Annotated in this window: 12 protein-coding genes; all 12 read left to right on the forward strand. The window is 45.6% G+C overall.

Translation table 11 applies throughout. From position 1 onward, the window contains the following. Positions 1-3 precede the first annotated feature (3 nt). Positions 4-360, forward strand: coding sequence for an FtsL-like putative cell division protein (locus tag KFO40_RS11405; protein ID WP_009039162.1), 357 nt, complete (start codon positions 4-6; stop codon positions 358-360). A 72-nt stretch (positions 361-432) separates the two neighbouring features. Further along, positions 433-2,559, forward strand: a complete 2,127-nt coding sequence (locus KFO40_RS11410) for a penicillin-binding protein (RefSeq protein WP_008024126.1) — start codon at positions 433-435, stop codon at positions 2,557-2,559. A gap of 29 nt (positions 2,560-2,588) precedes the next feature. Beyond that, positions 2,589-4,037, forward strand: a complete 1,449-nt coding sequence (locus KFO40_RS11415; protein WP_009039160.1) for a UDP-N-acetylmuramoyl-L-alanyl-D-glutamate--2,6-diaminopimelate ligase — start codon at positions 2,589-2,591, stop codon at positions 4,035-4,037. A gap of 89 nt (positions 4,038-4,126) precedes the next feature. After that, positions 4,127-5,395 (forward strand): phospho-N-acetylmuramoyl-pentapeptide-transferase, encoded by a 1,269-nt coding sequence (locus KFO40_RS11420; RefSeq protein ID WP_049701648.1) that lies wholly within the window; start codon positions 4,127-4,129, stop codon positions 5,393-5,395. A 139-nt stretch (positions 5,396-5,534) separates the two neighbouring features. Then, positions 5,535-6,869: a UDP-N-acetylmuramoyl-L-alanine--D-glutamate ligase gene (gene murD / locus KFO40_RS11425; RefSeq protein ID WP_008024121.1), complete on the forward strand. Its 1,335-nt coding sequence runs from the start codon at positions 5,535-5,537 to the stop codon at positions 6,867-6,869. Between the two features lie 32 nt (positions 6,870-6,901). Continuing rightward, complete coding sequence (locus tag KFO40_RS11430) at positions 6,902-8,224, forward strand: FtsW/RodA/SpoVE family cell cycle protein (protein ID WP_008024120.1); 1,323 nt, start codon at positions 6,902-6,904, stop codon at positions 8,222-8,224. Between the two features lie 60 nt (positions 8,225-8,284). After that, positions 8,285-9,403 (forward strand): undecaprenyldiphospho-muramoylpentapeptide beta-N-acetylglucosaminyltransferase, encoded by a 1,119-nt coding sequence (gene murG, locus KFO40_RS11435; RefSeq protein ID WP_211146375.1) that lies wholly within the window; start codon positions 8,285-8,287, stop codon positions 9,401-9,403. Between the two features lie 113 nt (positions 9,404-9,516). Next, positions 9,517-10,917, forward strand: a complete 1,401-nt coding sequence (murC, locus tag KFO40_RS11440) for a UDP-N-acetylmuramate--L-alanine ligase (RefSeq protein WP_055235122.1) — start codon at positions 9,517-9,519, stop codon at positions 10,915-10,917. Between the two features lie 75 nt (positions 10,918-10,992). Next, positions 10,993-11,730, forward strand: a complete 738-nt coding sequence (locus KFO40_RS11445) for a cell division protein FtsQ/DivIB (RefSeq protein WP_008024115.1) — start codon at positions 10,993-10,995, stop codon at positions 11,728-11,730. 99 nt (positions 11,731-11,829) lie between these two features. Further along, complete coding sequence (ftsA, locus tag KFO40_RS11450; RefSeq protein WP_004315397.1) at positions 11,830-13,287, forward strand: cell division protein FtsA; 1,458 nt, start codon at positions 11,830-11,832, stop codon at positions 13,285-13,287. 132 nt (positions 13,288-13,419) lie between these two features. Then, positions 13,420-14,730 (forward strand): cell division protein FtsZ, encoded by a 1,311-nt coding sequence (ftsZ, locus tag KFO40_RS11455; protein ID WP_004309506.1) that lies wholly within the window; start codon positions 13,420-13,422, stop codon positions 14,728-14,730. Between the two features lie 86 nt (positions 14,731-14,816). After that, positions 14,817-15,266 (forward strand): GatB/YqeY domain-containing protein, encoded by a 450-nt coding sequence (locus tag KFO40_RS11460; RefSeq protein WP_118407912.1) that lies wholly within the window; start codon positions 14,817-14,819, stop codon positions 15,264-15,266. The last annotated feature ends 646 nt before the right edge of the window (positions 15,267-15,912 follow it).

Below are 15,912 nucleotides of genomic sequence, written 5' to 3' on the forward strand. Positions count from 1 at the left end.
GATATGGAAGAAGAAGTAGTAAATAAGAAAACAGAAGAGGGCAAGAAGAAAAACCGCACCTCGCTGAAGAGTATTCTGGGTGGAGACATTCTGGCTACCGATTTTTTCCGCCGTCAAACGAAGTTGCTGGTACTTATCATGGTATTCATCATCTTCTACATTCACAATCGTTATGCCAGTCAACAGCAACAGATCGAGATAGACCGGCTGAAAAAGGAATTGATAGACATTAAATACGACGCACTGACGCGCAGCTCGGAACTGATGGAGAAGAGCCGCCAGTCACGCATTGAAGATTATATATCGAGCAAGGAAAGCGATTTGCAAACATCAACCCATCCTCCTTACCTTATTAAATAAGTGGAGAGTGGAGAGTTGAGAATTGAGAGTTTTTAAAAGACAAATACTGTGGCAGTTAATAAAAAGAACATAATGACCCGTTACTTCTTCGTCATCCTGTTGATGGCGTTGATAGGAATAGCTATTGTTGTAAAAGCAGGCATCACCATGTTTGCCGAACGACAATACTGGCAGGATGTGGCTGATCGTTTCGTAAAAGAGAATGTGACGGTGAAACCTAATCGTGGAAACATTATTTCTTCTGACGGTAAACTGATGGCCAGTTCGCTACCCGAGTACAGAATCTATATGGACTTTATGTCCGGTGAGAAGGACGAAAAACGCAGACGGAAAGATCAGGCACGCCGGGACTCCATCCTCAATGCCAATATGGATTCCATCTGTATCGGACTTCACAAGATATTCCCGGACAAGAGTGCAGCCCAATTCAAAGCACACCTCAAGAAAGGACGCCAGGCAAAAAGCCGTAATTATCTGATTTATCCGAAACGTATTTCCTATATACAATATAAAGAGGTAAAGAGACTGCCCGTATTCTGTTTGAACCGGTATAAAGGCGGATTTAAAGAATTAGCATACAATCAGCGCAAGAAACCTTTCGGTTCACTGGCTGCCCGTACGCTGGGAGATGTGTATGCAGATACAGCCAAAGGAGCCAGAAATGGTATCGAACTTGCTTTCGACACTATCCTGAAAGGACGGGACGGACTGACGCACCGCCAAAAAGTGATGAACAAATATCTGAACATTGTCGATGTGCCGCCGGTTGACGGTTGCGATTTGATTAGTACCATCGACGTAGGCATGCAGGATATTTGCGAGAAAGCATTGGTAGACAAGCTGAAAGAGCTGAATGCCAGCGTAGGCGTGGTGGTATTGATGGAAGTAGCTACCGGAGAAGTGAAAGCGATCGTCAACATGATGCAAGGCAAGGACGGCGAGTATTACGAAATGCGCAACAATGCCATCAGTGATATGCTTGAGCCGGGGTCCACTTTCAAGACGGCTTCTATTATGGTAGCTCTCGAAGACGGCAAGATTACTCCGGACTATGTGGTAGACACCGGCAACGGACAGATGCCGATGTACGGACGTGTCATGAAAGACCACAACTGGCACCGTGGAGGATATGGGAAGCTGACTGTTACAGAAATTCTGGGAGTTTCGTCCAACGTCGGTACCTCTTATATTATAGATCATTTCTATGGTAGCAATCCACAGAAGTTCGTAGACGGGTTAAAACGGATGAGTATCGACCAACCGCTCCACCTACAGATTTCAGGAGAAGGGAAGCCGAATATCCGTGGTCCGAAAGAACGTTATTTTGCAAAGACGACTTTGCCGTGGATGAGTATCGGATACGAGACACAGGTTCCTCCAATCAATATTCTGACGTTCTACAACGGAATAGCTAATAATGGAGTCAGTGTACGTCCGAAATTTGTCAAAGCTGCCGTGAAAGACGGGGAAGTCGTGAAAGAATATCCGACAGAGGTTATCAATCCTAAGATTTGTTCGGATAAGACTTTGACACAAATTCGTGAAATACTGCGGAAAGTGGTTGGTGAGGGACTTGCCAAGCCTGCAGGGAGTAAGCAGTTCCACGTTTCAGGCAAAACGGGAACGGCGCAGATTTCACAGGGAGCAGCCGGATACAAAACGGGAAGAACGAATTACCTGGTTAGTTTCTGCGGATATTTTCCGTCAGAGGCACCTAAATATAGTATGATTGTCTCTATCCAGAAACCGGGCTTGCCGGCTTCGGGAGGTTTGATGGCAGGTAGTGTATTCAGCAAGATTGCAGAAAGAGTGTATGCCAAAGACCTGCGGTTGCCGCTTACCAATGCGATTGACACCAATTCCGTAGTCATTCCGAATGTAAAAGCCGGAGAGATGCGCGAAGCTCAACGGGTATTGGAGGAGCTGGAGATTAATATACAAGGTAAAGTTGCCGATTCAGGAAAAGAAGTGTGGGGGAATACGCACGTTGCTCCGCAAGCTGTGGTTCTTGAAAGCCGGAGCAATATGCAGAACTTTGTGCCGAGCGTGATAGGTATGGGAGCGAAAGACGCTGTCTACTTGTTGGAAAGCAAAGGATTGAAAGTCAATCTGGTCGGGGTAGGCAAAGTGAAAAGCCAGTCGATAGCCAATGGAACCATCGTAAAGAAGGGACAAACGGTGACGCTGACGCTAAAGTAAAAAATAAAGATTAAAAATTAAATAGAGTGATGTTATTAAAGGAGTTACTGAAAGCGATCCAACCGGTAGAGGTAGCCGGAGATTCAGACATAGAAATCACCGGAGTCAATATTGACTCCCGTCTAGTGGAAGCCGGCCAACTGTTCATGGCAATGCGCGGCACACAAGCCGACGGCCACGCCTACATACCTGCTGCCATAGCGAAAGGAGCGACTGCTATCCTCTGCGAGGATATGCCGGAAGAACCTGTTGCGGGGATCACTTATATACAAGTCAAAGACAGTGAAGATGCAGTAGGAAAGATTGCTACTACTTTCTACGGCGACCCCACTTCCAAGATGGAACTGGTTGGTGTTACCGGAACGAACGGAAAAACAACAATCGCCACCTTATTATATAATACATTCCGTTATTTCGGATATAAGGTAGGATTGATTTCTACCGTTTGCAATTATATCGACGACGAGCCGATCCCGACAGAGCATACCACGCCCGATCCTATCACGTTGAACCGTCTATTGGGACGAATGGCGGATGAAGGATGCAAATATGTTTTCATGGAAGTCAGTTCACACTCCATTGCACAGAAACGTATCAGTGGATTAAAGTATGCAGGAGGGATCTTTACCAATCTGACCCGCGACCATCTCGACTATCATAAAACAGTAGAGAATTATCTGAAAGCAAAGAAGAAGTTCTTTGACGATCTGCCGAAAAGCGCATTCAGCCTGACTAATCTGGACGATAAGAACGGACTGGTAATGACACAGAATACACGTTCTAAGGTTTATACTTATTCATTGAGAAGCCTTTGTGACTTTAAAGGGCGGGTATTGGAGTCTCATTTTGAAGGAATGTTGCTCGACTTCAACAACCATGAATTGGCAGTTCAGTTTATCGGTAAGTTCAATGCTTCCAATTTGCTGGCAGTATTCGGGGCAGCCGTTCTGTTGGGCAAGAAAGAAGAAGAGGTGCTTGTGGCCCTTAGCACGCTTCATCCGGTAGCCGGACGTTTCGATGCGGTCCGTTCTCCACAGGGAGTTACAGCGATTGTAGATTATGCGCATACTCCGGATGCTCTTATTAATGTATTGAATGCCATACATGGAGTACTTGAAGGAAAAGGAAAAGTGATTACAGTAGTGGGTGCCGGTGGCAACCGTGACAAGGGCAAACGTCCCATCATGGCAAAGGAAGCTGCTAAAGCCAGCGACCGCGTCATCATCACTTCAGACAATCCGCGCTTCGAAGAGCCGCAAGACATCATCAACGATATGCTTGCCGGACTGGATGCGGAGGATATGAAGAAAACGCTAAGCATTGCCGACCGCAAAGAAGCGATTCGCACGGCTTGCATGCTGGCAGAAAAAGGAGATGTGATTCTCGTTGCCGGAAAAGGACACGAGAATTACCAGGAGATAAAAGGAGTAAAACATCATTTTGACGATAAAGAAGTACTCAAAGAAATTTTTAAATAATGAATAGATTGTGCTAATATGCCGACTGGCTCCGGTATTCATCCGGCAGAAGCGACATAGCAACACATCAATAAATTGGCAAATTATTTATGTTATATTATCTATTTGAATGGCTACATAAGCTCAATTTTCCAGGAGCGGGAATGTTCGGATATACTTCATTCCGTGCTTTGATGGCGGTGATCCTCGCGTTACTTATTTCAAGTATCTGGGGAGACAAGTTCATCAACCTACTCAAAAGGAAACAAATCACAGAAACGCAGCGTGATGCTAAAACGGACCCGTTCGGCGTCAACAAAGTAGGCGTGCCGAGCATGGGAGGTGTTATCATCATCGTAGCCATCCTGATTCCTTGTCTGTTGTTGGGTAAACTGCATAATATATATATGATACTGATGCTGATAACCACCGTATGGTTGGGATCACTCGGCTTCGCTGACGACTATATCAAGATCTTTAAAAAAGACAAAGAAGGTTTGCATGGCAAGTTCAAGATTATCGGTCAGGTCGGTTTGGGTTTAATTGTCGGAATGACTCTGTATCTAAGCCCGGACGTAGTGATCCGTGAGAATATCGAAGTTCATAATCCGGGACAGGAGATGGAAGTGATACACGGAACCAATGATTTGAAATCGACCCAGACAACGATTCCTTTTTTCAAGAGCAATAACCTTGATTATGCCGATTTGGTTTCTTTCATGGGCGAGCATGCGCAAACAGCCGGATGGATTTTGTTCGTCATCGTCACAATCATCGTGGTTACCGCCGTATCAAACGGTGCCAACCTGAATGACGGTATGGACGGAATGGCTGCCGGAAACTCGGCCATTATCGGCGCAACGCTGGGGATATTGGCGTATGTATCGTCGCATATCGAGTTCGCAGGCTATCTGAACATTATGTATATTCCGGGGTCGGAAGAACTGGTAATCTATATCTGTGCTTTCATCGGTGCGCTTATCGGTTTCTTATGGTACAATGCTTATCCGGCACAAGTATTTATGGGAGACACAGGCAGCCTCACCATTGGTGGTATCATCGCAGTGTTCGCCATCATCATTCACAAAGAGTTGTTGATACCGATCCTTTGCGGTGTATTCCTGGTAGAAAATCTGTCGGTAATCCTGCAACGGGCTTATTATAAGGCAGGAAAGCGGAAAGGTGTAAAGCAACGTTTGTTCAAGCGCACACCGATTCACGATCATTTCCGTACTTCGATGAGCCTGATTGAACCGGGCTGTACGGTGAAATTCACCAAGCCCGACCAGCTGTTCCACGAATCAAAGATTACCGTCCGTTTCTGGATTGTAACGATTGTATTGGCGGCAATAACAATTATAACATTAAAAATAAGATAACCGGCAAGGTGCCGGAGCCGGGTTTCCATTCGGAAGCCAAGTTTTTATAGAGAGTATCAACCCGATTATTAACTTTTAAAAGATGTGCACAGCTAATAGATAAATCAATCGATTAGAAAACAAGGGCACATTATTGTAGATGAAAAGAATTGTAATTTTAGGAGCTGGCGAAAGCGGCGCAGGTGCAGCCGTACTCGCAAAAGTAAAAGGATTTGAGACGTTTGTTTCGGACATGTCCGCCATCAAGGACAAATATAAGGAACTTCTCGACAGCCATCATATTGCCTGGGAAGAAGGACACCATACCGAAGAGCTCATTCTGAATGCCGACGAGGTTATCAAAAGCCCCGGTATCCCGAATGATGCCCCAATCATCCTGAAACTGAAAGCTCAAGGCACACCGGTGATCTCCGAGATTGAGTTTGCCGGGCGCTATACTGATGCCAAAATGATCTGTATTACAGGTTCTAACGGAAAGACTACAACAACTTCCCTGATCTACCACATTTTCAAAAGCGCAGGTCTGAACGTAGGTTTGGCAGGCAACATCGGCAAAAGTCTTGCTTTGCAGGTAGCCGAAGATTACCATGACTATTATATTATCGAACTTAGCTCTTTCCAGCTGGATAATATGTATAACTTCCGTGCGAACATCGCCGTATTGATGAACATCACTCCGGACCATCTTGATCGCTACGACCACTGTATGCAGAATTACATCGACGCTAAATTCCGCATTACCCAAAACCAAACCCCGGACGATGCTTTCATCTTCTGGAATGACGACCCGATCATCAGACAAGAACTGGCGAAACATGGTCTGAAAGCTCACCTGTATCCTTTTGCCGCTGTAAAAGAAGACGGAGCAATCGCATACGTAGAAGACCACGAAGTGAAAATCACCGAACCGATTGCCTTCAACATGGAGCAGGAAGAACTGGCTCTGACAGGGCAACATAACTTATATAATTCTTTAGCCGCCGGTATCTCGGCAAACCTTGCCGGCATCGCCAAAGAAAACATCCGTAAAGCCCTCTCCGACTTTAAGGGAGTAGAGCATCGGTTGGAAAAGGTGGCACGTGTCCGCGGAATTGATTTCATCAACGACTCTAAAGCAACGAATGTCAACTCCTGCTGGTATGCCCTGCAAAGCATGACTACCAAAACGGTATTGATCCTCGGTGGTAAAGATAAAGGCAACGACTATACTGAAATTGAAGACCTGGTACGTGAAAAGTGTTCGGCACTGGTATACCTGGGACTTCACAACGAAAAACTTCACGAATTCTTCGATCGTTTCGGCCTGCCCGTAGCAGACGTACAAACCGGAATGAAGGATGCCGTAGAAGCTGCCTACAAACTGGCAAAGAAAGGTGAAACAGTATTATTAAGCCCTTGCTGCGCCTCTTTCGACCTCTTCAAAAGCTATGAAGACCGTGGCGACCAGTTTAAGGAATGTGTCCGCGCCCTTTAATTTCTAATTATTAATTTTTAATTGCTACAAGATTGGATTTATTAAAGAACATATTCAAAGGTGACAAGGTAATCTGGATTATCTTCCTCTGTCTCTGCCTCATCTCTATTATCGAGGTGTTCTCGGCAGCGTCGACACTGACTTACAAAAGTGGCGACCATTGGGGACCGATTACACAACACTCCATCATCCTGATGGTAGGTGCTGTGGTAGTCGTATTTCTGCATAATGTTCCCTACAAATGGTTCCAGGTATTTCCGGTCTTTCTGTATCCGATTTCCCTGGTTCTATTGGCATTTGTCACGCTGATGGGTATCATCACAGGGGACCGTGTCAACGGGGCAGCCCGTTGGATGACCTTTATGGGATTACAGTTCCAGCCTTCGGAATTGGCAAAGATGGCGGTTATCATTGCCGTCTCATTCATCCTGTCCAAAAGGCAGGACGAATACGGAGCCAACCCGAACGCCTTCAAATATATCATGATCCTCACCGGACTGGTATTCCTGCTTATCGCACCGGAAAACCTTTCGACAGCAATGCTGCTTTTCGGAGTAGTATGCATGATGATGTTTATCGGCCGGGTGTCAGCAAAAAAGCTATTCGGAATGTTGGGAATATTGGCACTTGTGGGCGGTGTTGCCGTAGGTATACTGATGGCTATTCCCGCCAAAACGCTGCATAACACTCCGGGACTTCATCGTTTCGAAACGTGGCAGAATCGTGTTTCCGGCTTCTTTGAGAAGGAGGAAGTGCCGGCTGCCAAATTTGATATTGACAAAGATGCACAGGTAGCGCATGCACGCATCGCCATTGCTACCAGCCACGTAGTCGGCAAAGGTCCGGGAAACTCGATACAACGTGACTTCCTTAGTCAGGCATTCTCCGATTTTATCTTTGCGATTGTGATTGAAGAAATGGGATTAATCGGAGGAATATTTGTGGTGTTCCTCTATCTATGGCTGCTGATGCGAGCCGGACGAATCGCCCAGAAATGCGAGCGAACCTTCCCCGCCTTTCTCGTTATGGGCATTGCGTTGCTACTGGTATCGCAAGCAATATTGAATATGATGGTTGCCGTCGGATTATTCCCCGTCACCGGCCAGCCCCTGCCTTTAGTCAGCAAAGGAGGTACAAGTACGTTAATCAACTGCGCTTATATCGGTATGATATTAAGTGTAAGCCGATATACCGCCCATCTGGAAGAACAAAAAGCGCACGATGCACAGATCCAACTGCAATTAGAGGCAGATGCAGCTGCAAGTTCCGAGGCACAGACTGCCGCCGAACCGACAGCACAGATTCTGAACAGCGATGCCAAGTTTGAAGATGAGCATGATATTGATAAACGGTGAGTGGTGAACGGTGAGTGGTGAACGAAAAACGTTGAACAACGGATAGAAAAAAGAATTAGGATGGAAAAAGAACTTAGAATTATTATCAGTGGTGGAGGAACAGGAGGGCATATCTTTCCTGCCGTCTCTATCGCAAACGCTATAATAGAGCTACGCCCCGACGCAGAAATTCTCTTTGTAGGTGCTGAAGGACGTATGGAAATGCAACGGGTTCCCGATGCAGGCTACCGTATTATCGGGCTTCCGATTGCCGGATTCGACCGCAAACGTTTATGGAAAAATGTATCTGTATTGATTAAACTGATGCGCAGCCAGTGGAAAGCACGCAAAGTTATCAAGGACTTCCGCCCACAAGTGGCGGTAGGCGTAGGCGGATATGCAAGCGGACCTACATTGAAGACTGCCGGAATGATGGGAGTACCGACATTAATCCAGGAACAAAACTCTTATGCCGGAGTGACCAATAAGCTCCTGGCACAGAAAGCAAAAGTGATTTGTGTAGCTTATGACGGAATGGAAAAGTTCTTCCCTGCCGACAAGATTATTATGACGGGGAATCCTGTCCGCCAAAACCTGACAAAGGATATGCCGTCTAAAGAAGAAGCATTGCGCTCCTTCAACTTACAGCCAGGCAAAAAAACGATTCTGATTGTAGGCGGCAGTCTGGGTGCACGTACCATCAACAATACGCTGACAGCCGGACTGGCAACCATCAAAGAAAACACGGACGTGCAATTCATCTGGCAAACGGGCAAATACTATTACCCGCAAGTGAAAGAAGCCGTGAAAGCTGCAGGTGCACTTCCGAACTTATATGTAACGGATTTCATCAAAGACATGGCAGCCGCATACGCAGCAGCCGATCTTGTGATTTCCCGTGCAGGGGCAGGTTCTATTTCAGAGTTCTGCCTGTTACATAAACCTGTTATCTTAGTGCCTTCTCCCAATGTAGCGGAAGACCATCAGACTAAGAATGCCTTAGCATTGGTGAATAAGCAGGCAGCTATCTACGTCAAAGACAGTGAAGCGGAAACAACCTTGATGGATGTAGCATTATCCACCGTCAATGACGAACAGAAACTGAAAGAACTGACAGAGAATATCGCCAAGCTGGCTTTGCCCAATTCTGCGAAAATCATCGCACAGGAGGTTATCAAACTGGCGGAAGCAAAGAGCTGATAAACAGAAGCAAAAAACAGATAAATAGATTATCGGATTGCACACAGGTTGAAGTAGCAGTATAGCTCCGGGATCAAACGACGTAATCCGTACTAAAATAAAAAACAGAAGAAATGAATATAGAAACGATAAAATCAGTCTATTTCGTAGGTGCCGGTGGCATCGGTATGAGTGCACTTGTACGCTACTTCCTCTTCAAAGGCAAGGTAGTGGCCGGATATGACCGTACCCCTACTCCATTGACTGAAACCCTGATCGCTGAAGGTGCACAAATACATTATGAAGAAAACGTCGACCTGATTCCCGAAGCCTGCAAAGACAAGGAAAGCACGTTAGTCATATACACGCCCGCCGTTCCGCAGGAACATGAAGAAATCGTTTATTTCCGCAACAACGGATTCGAAATACAGAAACGCGCCCAAGTATTGGGAACAATTACCCATTCGAGCAAAGGTCTGTGCGTGGCAGGTACTCACGGAAAAACAACCACATCGACAATGACAGCCCATTTGCTCCATCAATCGCACGTGGAATGTACCGCTTTTCTCGGAGGAATCTCGAAGAACTACGGCACCAACCTGCTACTCTCTCAAACAAGCCCTTACACGGTGATTGAAGCAGATGAGTTCGACCGTTCTTTCCACTGGCTGTCGCCCTATATGACCGTAATTACATCTACCGACCCCGATCATTTGGACATCTACGGCACAGAACAAGCCTACCTGGAAAGTTTCGAGCATTATACCACGCTTATCCAACCGGGTGGCGCACTGATTATCCGCAAAGGCATCTCCCTGCAACCGAAAGTGCAGCCGGGTGTTCGTGTCTATACTTACTCACGTGACGAAGGCGACTTCCATGCAGAAAATATCCGCATCGGAAACGGAGAAATATTCATCGACTTTGTTGCCCCGGACACCCGTATCAACGATATTCAACTGGGAATTCCAGTTAGCATCAACATAGAAAACGGCGTAGCCGCCATGGCATTGGCACACCTTAACGGGGTGACCGATGAAGAAATAAAAAGAGGCATGGCAAGTTTCCGCGGAGTAGACCGCCGGTTCGACTTCAAGATCAAGAACGACCGTATCGTCTTTTTGAGTGACTACGCCCACCACCCCTCTGAAATCAAACAGAGCGTGTTGTCTATGCGCGAACTTTACAAGGACAAGAAGATCACAGCCATCTTCCAGCCGCATCTCTACACCCGCACCCGCGACTTCTATCAAGATTTTGCCGATAGCCTGTCGCTACTCGACGAAGTGATTCTGGTAGACATCTATCCGGCACGTGAAGCACCGATTCCGGGCGTCACCAGCAAACTGATTTATGACAATCTCCGTCCGGGCATTGAAAAAAGTATGTGCAAAAAGGAAGATATACTGAACATTCTGAAAGATAAAAACATTGAAGTATTAATCACTTTGGGGGCTGGAGACATCGACAACTATGTCCCTGAAATAAAGGAACTATTAGAAACAAAAAAATTAAGAATGAATAATGAAGAATGAAGAATCTCTATCCAGCGTATTGATGCGCAGCAATTCTTCATTCTTCATTCTTAATTCTTCATTAATAAAAAAACTATGGTAAAGAGAATCCTTCTATCCATCGTCATGCTGGTGCTTATAGCCTACCTCGCCGTAGCTATCACCGCATTCAACCGCAAGCCTGCCGACCAGACCTGCCGTGACATGGAATTGGTTATCAAGGATACCGCATACGCCGGCTTCATCACCAAAGAAGAGCTGAAAGGTATCCTTCAGCACAAAGGAATCTACCCCATCGGGAAGAAGATGGAGCGCATCTCTACCAAGTCACTGGAACGGGAACTAAGCAAACATCCGTTGATTGACGAAGCCGAGTGTTACAAAACACCCAGCGGCAAAGTATGCGTGGAAGTGACACAACGTATCCCTATTCTTCGGGTGATGAGCTCTAACGGTCAGAATTACTACCTTGACAACAAAGGAACCATCATGCCACCGGATGCAAAATGCGTCGCTCACCGGGTAATTGTCACCGGAAACGTAGAAAAGTCGTTTGCAATGAAGGATTTATATAAGTTTGGTGTATTTTTGCATAATAATAAATTCTGGGACGCCCAGATAGAGCAGATCCATGTGTTGCCCGACCAGAACATCGAATTGGTGCCGCGTGTGGGAGACCATCTCGTCTATCTCGGAAAACTGGAAAACTTTGAAGATAAACTGGCACGTTTGAAGGAGTTCTACAAGAAAGGACTCAACCGGGTAGGCTGGAACAAATATTCGCGTATCAATCTCGAATTCAACAACCAGATTATCTGCACCAAACGAGAATAGATAATAAATGATAGTTGATAATTGATAGTTGACAGCTGAGGAGTGAACAATCTTTTTTCAATCGTAAATTGTAAATCGTAAAATCGTAAATAAATATATATGGCAACAACAGAATTTATCGCCGCTATTGAACTTGGTTCATCGAAGATAACCGGTGTGGCCGGAAGAAAGAACAGTGACGGAAGCATGCAGGTATTAGCGTATGCCCAGGAAGACTCTTCTACGTTTATTCGTAAAGGAGTTATTTTCAATCTGGACAAAACAGCGCAAAGCCTGACCTCGATCATCAACAGACTGGAAGGTGAGTTGAAAAACTCAATTGCCAAGGTATATGTAGGCATCGGCGGACAATCACTCCGCACAGTCCGCAATGTAGTAAGCCGCGACCTGGAGGAAGAAGCCATCATATCCGAAGAACTTGTAAGCGCTATCGGTGATGAGAACATTGCCATCCCGGTGGTTGATATGGATATACTGGACGTAGCTCCGCAAGAATACAAGGTGGGCAATAATCTGCAAGCCAACCCGGTAGGTCTGGTAGGAAGCCACATCGAAGGACGTTTCCTCAACATCGTTGCCCGTGCTTCCGTACGCAAGAATCTGGAGCATTGCTTCCAGCAGGCAAAAATCGACATTGCCGACCAACTGATCGCCCCGCTAGTAACAGCCAATGCCGTACTGACAGAAAGCGAACGCCGTTCGGGTTGTGCACTAATCGACTTCGGAGCAGATACGACTACCATCTCTGTATATAAGAATAACATTCTCCGCTTCCTCACCGTATTACCTTTGGGAGGCAACAGCATCACGCGTGACATCACCACCCTGCAAATGGAGGAAGAAGAAGCCGAACGCCTGAAAAAAGCCTACGGTGACGCCCTCTACGAAGAAGACCCCGAACAAGAGGAAGAAGCTACCTGCAAACTGGAGGATGACAACCGTATCATCAAAGTGGCAGACCTTAATAATATCATCGAGGCCCGTGCCGAAGAAATCGTTGCCAACGTATGGAACCAAATTCAGCTATCCGGCTACGAAGACAAACTGCTGGCAGGACTTATCCTGACAGGAGGAGCCGCCAACCTGAAGAACTTGGACGAAACCTTGCGCAAACGCAGCAAGATAGAAAAAATACGGATGGCGAAACTTCCACGCAATACGGTCCATGCCCCCAACAATATACTAAAAAAAGACGGTTCACAGAACACATTGTTCGGTCTACTGTTTGAAGGGAACCAAAACTGTTGCCTGACTGAAACCGCCCCGCAAGCTGCTGCTCCTGTACCGCCAGTCTCCAAACCGGAGCCGGAAGTGCATAGGACCGCAGACATATTTGAAGACGACCAGGAGCTGAAGGAACAGGCCCGCCTCGCCCGCCTCAAGAAAGAGGAAGAAGAGCGTGAAGCCAAGTTAGCTGCTAAAGAAGCGGAAAAACTTCGCAAGCAAAAGGAAAAGGAAGAGAAGGAAAGACGGAAAAGAGAAGCCGGTCCGAGCTGGATTCAGCGCAAGATCGACTCGTTGACGAAAGAAATCTTCTCCGACGACGATATGAAGTGATTTATGATTTATGAATTATGAGTTATGAGTTGGCGGCGCGCTATATCATAAATCATAAATCATAACTTATAAATCAAGATTCAAAAATCAGAGTTCAGAAACCAGAAATCATAAATCAGAAATCATATTATTATGGACGAGATAGTACAATTCGATTTCCCGACAGATTCACCGAAGATCATCAAAGTGATTGGTGTAGGTGGTGGTGGTGGTAACGCTGTAAACCACATGTACCGGGAAGGCATCCATGATGTAACGTTCGTTCTTTGCAACACGGACAACCAGGCATTGGCCGAATCACCTGTCCCGGTGAAACTGCAACTGGGCCGTAGCATCACGCAAGGGCTTGGAGCCGGCAACCGTCCCGAACGGGCACGCGACGCCGCTGAAGAAAGTATAGAAGATATCAAGGCACAACTGAACGACGGCACCAAGATGGTATTCATCACCGCCGGAATGGGAGGAGGAACCGGAACAGGAGCTGCCCCGGTCATCGCCCGCATTGCGAAGGAAATGGATATTCTGACTGTCGGTATCGTCACCATCCCCTTTATCTTCGAAGGAGAAAAGAAAATCATCCAGGCACTGGACGGCGTCGAACGTATCGCCCAGCACGTTGATGCCCTATTGGTTATCAACAACGAACGCCTGCGCGAAATATACGCCGACCTTACCTTTATGAATGCCTTCGGCAAAGCCGATGACACTCTTTCCATCGCTGCCAAGAGTATTGCCGAGATTATCACCATGCGTGGTACGGTCAACCTCGACTTTGCCGATGTGAAAACCATCCTGAAAGATGGCGGAGTAGCGATCATGAGTACCGGATTCGGCGAAGGAGAAAATCGTGTGACGAAAGCAATCGACGATGCCCTACATTCTCCGCTGCTCAACAACAATGATATCTTCAATGCCAAGAAAGTAATGTTGAACGTATCTTTCTGCCCGTCATCGGAACTGATGATGGAGGAAATGAACGAGATACACGAGTTCATGAGCAAATTCCGCGAAGGAGTGGAAGTGATCTGGGGTGTTGCCATCGACAACTCACTGGATACCAAAGTAAAGATCACCGTATTGGCAACCGGATTCGGTGTAGAAGACGTCCCCGGAATGGACAGCCTGCACGCTGCACGCAGCCAGGAAGAGGAAGAACGCCAACTGCAACTGGAAGAAGAGAAAGAGAAGAACAAAGAACGTATCCGCAAGGCATACGGAGAAAGTGCCAGCAATATCGGAAGCAAGAGCCTCCGCAAACGCCGTCACATCTATCTTTTCAACACGGAAGATTTGGACAACGACGATATCATCGCCATGGTAGAAGATTCTCCCACGTACATGCGTGATAAGACGACTCTTACTAAAATCCGGACAAAGGCTGCATTGGAAGAAGAAGTGGCAACAGAAGAAGCTACGGATGATAACGGCGTAATTACATTCTAAACAGAGAGCTTAAGAACGAAAATTATAGTCCCACAGCATCAGGCTTCAGATCTAATTTTTAATCTTCAATTTATAATTATAATAGTATGGATTTATTCGAACAAGTCAGCGAAGACATTAAAAACGCAATGAAGGCGAAAGATAAAGTAGCCCTCGAAACTTTGAGAAATATAAAGAAGTTCTTCCTCGAAGCTAAGACAGCTCCGGGAGCTAACGATATATTGACAGATGATGCCGCTTTGAAGATTATCCAGAAACTTGTAAAACAAGGAAAAGATTCTGCTGAAATCTATATCGGACAGGGTCGTCAGGACTTGGCTGACGTAGAATTGAGTCAGGTAGCCGTTATGGAAAAATACCTGCCGAAACAGATGAGTGCCGAAGAACTGGAAGCTGCTTTGAAGGAAATCATCGCAGAGACAGGTGCTACGAGCGGTAAAGACATGGGTAAGGTCATGGGAGTTGCCTCCAAGAAGCTGGCAGGACTTGCAGAAGGACGTGCCATTTCCGCAAAAGTAAAAGAGCTTTTGGGATAACTTCCGGAACTTCCACAGAACCTTTTAGTGTTCGATTTTATCTTGCATCTTACACTAACCAGAGTTTATCTATTTGATTAATAGCAGTATAAACCTATGCAAGATACCGTTGCAGATGCGTGCAAGATGTTTTATCTTACACACATCTGCAACTTTTCTTTAAACATGACATTCACCTCCTTCACCACTCTGAAACATCGATGAATAAAGGGATTTCGGGTGAAGGGCTGCCTTTCACATAGGTTTCACCCGATTCACTATACCTTTCTGCCGAATTTTGATTAATAGACTGATTCCAATCTATTAGATATAAACTTATTCTCTATTGATGCCAAACTTCCTTTTCACTAATAGAAAAGATTACTAACATTAAAGGCAATCTCTAAATGAAGCTTTTGTTTTTATAAACAAAGCTTTCATTTATAAAATCAAAAGCTTCATTTATATAATTGCAACTTGCAATTATAGATTGCGATTAATGAAAAACAAGTTTAGAATTATAGTAAAGTAATTTAGGTATTAATAGAAAGGAACTTTTCTCACTATAAATAAGAAAGAGTCTATTAATAGCTGGGAAATAACCCAATTAGATCACATGAACTTAATAAAGTAAAAGCAGATTTGAAATTAATTTAATGTATGATAT

It is taken from the genome of Bacteroides sp. 1001302B_160321_D4 (genome assembly GCF_015667765.1).
Taxonomy (GTDB): Bacteria; Bacteroidota; Bacteroidia; order Bacteroidales; family Bacteroidaceae; genus Bacteroides; species Bacteroides xylanisolvens.